A 3,180-nucleotide genomic window follows, 5' to 3' on the forward strand; every position below is an offset into this window, starting at 1 on the left:
AACACAGTGGACGCGAGCAACTGAGGACAAGCCCTCGGCCTATTAGTACCAGTCAGCTCCACCCGTTACCGGGCTTCCACATCTGGCCTATCAACCCAGTCGTCTACTGGGAGCCTTAACCCTTCAAGAGGGTGGGAATACTCATCTCGAAGCAGGCTTCCCGCTTAGATGCTTTCAGCGGTTATCCTTTCCGAACGTAGCCAACCAGCCATGCCCTTGGCAGGACAACTGGCACACCAGAGGTTCGTCCGTCCCGGTCCTCTCGTACTAGGGACAGCCCTTCTCAATATTCCTACGCGCACAGCGGATAGGGACCGAACTGTCTCACGACGTTCTAAACCCAGCTCGCGTACCGCTTTAATGGGCGAACAGCCCAACCCTTGGGACCGACTCCAGCCCCAGGATGCGACGAGCCGACATCGAGGTGCCAAACCATCCCGTCGATATGGACTCTTGGGGAAGATCAGCCTGTTATCCCCGGGGTACCTTTTATCCGTTGAGCGACAGCGCTTCCACAAGCCACTGCCGGATCACTAGTCCCGACTTTCGTCCCTGCTCGACCCGTCGGTCTCACAGTCAAGCTCCCTTGTGCACTTACACTCAACACCTGATTGCCAACCAGGCTGAGGGAACCTTTGGGCGCCTCCGTTACTCTTTAGGAGGCAACCGCCCCAGTTAAACTACCCATCAGACACTGTCCCTGATCCGGATCACGGACCCAGGTTAGACATCCAGCACGACCAGAGTGGTATTTCAACGACGACTCCACAACCACTGGCGTGGCCGCTTCAAAGTCTCCCACCTATCCTACACAAGCCGAACCGAACACCAATATCAAACTATAGTAAAGGTCCCGGGGTCTTTCCGTCCTGCTGCGCGAAACGAGCATCTTTACTCGTAGTGCAATTTCACCGGGCCTATGGTTGAGACAGTCGAGAAGTCGTTACGCCATTCGTGCAGGTCGGAACTTACCCGACAAGGAATTTCGCTACCTTAGGATGGTTATAGTTACCACCGCCGTTTACTGGCGCTTAAGTTCTCAGCTTCGCCACCCCGAAAGGCAGCTAACCGGTCCCCTTAACGTTCCAGCACCGGGCAGGCGTCAGTCCGTATACATCGCCTTACGGCTTCGCACGGACCTGTGTTTTTAGTAAACAGTCGCTTCTCGCTGGTCTCTGCGGCCACCCCCAGCTCACCGAGTAAATCGGATCACCAGTGATGGCCCCCCTTCTCCCGAAGTTACGGGGGCATTTTGCCGAGTTCCTTAACCATAGTTCACCCGAACGCCTCGGTATTCTCTACCTGACCACCTGAGTCGGTTTAGGGTACGGGCCGCCATGAAACTCGCTAGAGGCTTTTCTCGACAGCATAGGATCATCCACTTCACCACAATCGGCTCGGCATCAGGTCTCACCCTTAACGTGTGACGGATTTACCTACCACACGGGCTACACCCTTACCCCGGGACAACCACCGCCCGGGCTGGACTACCTTCCTGCGTCACCCCATCGCTTACCTACTACAAGTCTGGTTCATCGGCTCCACCACTACCCTCAACTCCGAAGAGATCGGGCCGGCTTCACGGACTTAGCATCGCCTGATTCAGTACTGGGCGTTTCAAAGCGGGTACCGGAATATCAACCGGTTGTCCATCGACTACGCCTGTCGGCCTCGCCTTAGGTCCCGACTTACCCTGGGCAGATCAGCTTGACCCAGGAACCCTTAGTCAATCGGCGCACACGTTTCTCACGTGTGTATCGCTACTCATGCCTGCATTCTCACTCGTGAACCGTCCACAACTCGCTTCCGCGGCTGCTTCACCCGGCACACGACGCTCCCCTACCCATCCCAGCCCCCGTTGGGGGTATGTGCTGGAATGACACGACTTCGGCGGTACGCTTGAGCCCCGCTACATTGTCGGCGCGGAATCACTTGACCAGTGAGCTATTACGCACTCTTTCAAGGGTGGCTGCTTCTAAGCCAACCTCCTGGTTGTCTCTGCGACTCCACATCCTTTCCCACTTAGCGTACGCTTAGGGGCCTTAGTCGATGCTCTGGGCTGTTTCCCTCTCGACCATGGAGCTTATCCCCCACAGTCTCACTGCCGCGCTCTCACTTACCGGCATTCGGAGTTTGGCTAAGGTCAGTAACCCGGTAGGGCCCATCGCCTATCCAGTGCTCTACCTCCGGCAAGAAACACACGACGCTGCACCTAAATGCATTTCGGGGAGAACCAGCTATCACGGAGTTTGATTGGCCTTTCACCCCTAACCACAGGTCATCCCCCAGGTTTTCAACCCTGGTGGGTTCGGTCCTCCACGAAGTCTTACCTCCGCTTCAACCTGCCCATGGCTAGATCACTCCGCTTCGGGTCTAGAGCGTGCAACTCAAACGCCCTGTTCGGACTCGCTTTCGCTACGGCTTCCCCACACGGGTTAACCTCGCTACACACCGCTAACTCGCAGGCTCATTCTTCAAAAGGCACGCAGTCACGACTGACAGCACAAGTGCTGCCAGCGACGCTCCCACGGCTTGTAGGCACACGGTTTCAGGTACTATTTCACTCCGCTCCCGCGGTACTTTTCACCATTCCCTCACGGTACTATCCGCTATCGGTCACCAGGGAATATTTAGGCTTAGCGGGTGGTCCCGCCAGATTCACACGGGATTTCTCGGGCCCCGTGCTACTTGGGTGTCTCTCAAACGAGCCGTTGATGTTTCAGCTACGGGGGTCTTACCCTCTACGCCGGACCTTTCGCATGTCCTTCGCCTACATCAACGGTTTCTGACTCGCCTCACAGCCGGCAGACTGTGAAAGAGAGATCCCACAACCCCGCATGCGCAACCCCTGCCGGGTATCACACGCATACGGTTTGGCCTCATCCAGTTTCGCTCGCCACTACTCCCGGAATCACGGTTGTTTTCTCTTCCTGAGGGTACTGAGATGTTTCACTTCCCCTCGTTCCCTCCACACTGCCTATGTGTTCAGCAGCGGGTGACAGCCCATGACGACTGCCGGGTTTCCCCATTCGGAAACCCCCGGATCAAAGCTTGGTTGACAGCTCCCCGGGGACTATCGTGGCCTCCCACGTCCTTCATCGGTTCCTGGTGCCAAGGCATCCACCGTGCGCCCTTAAAAACTTGGCCACAGATGCTCGCGTCCACTGTGCAGTTCTCAAA

General features: G+C 56.6%; 1 rRNA gene. It reads right to left on the minus strand.

Features of this window, described 5'->3' with window-relative positions:
* Positions 1-22: 22 nt before the first annotated feature.
* Positions 23-3,147: ribosomal RNA gene (locus tag ACFWRV_RS36300) — 23S ribosomal RNA — on the minus strand.
* Positions 3,148-3,180: the final 33 nt, after the last annotated feature.

Origin of the sequence: Streptomyces sp. NPDC058576 (genome assembly GCF_042718715.1) — a bacterium.
Classification (GTDB): Bacteria; Actinomycetota; Actinomycetes; order Streptomycetales; family Streptomycetaceae; genus Streptomyces.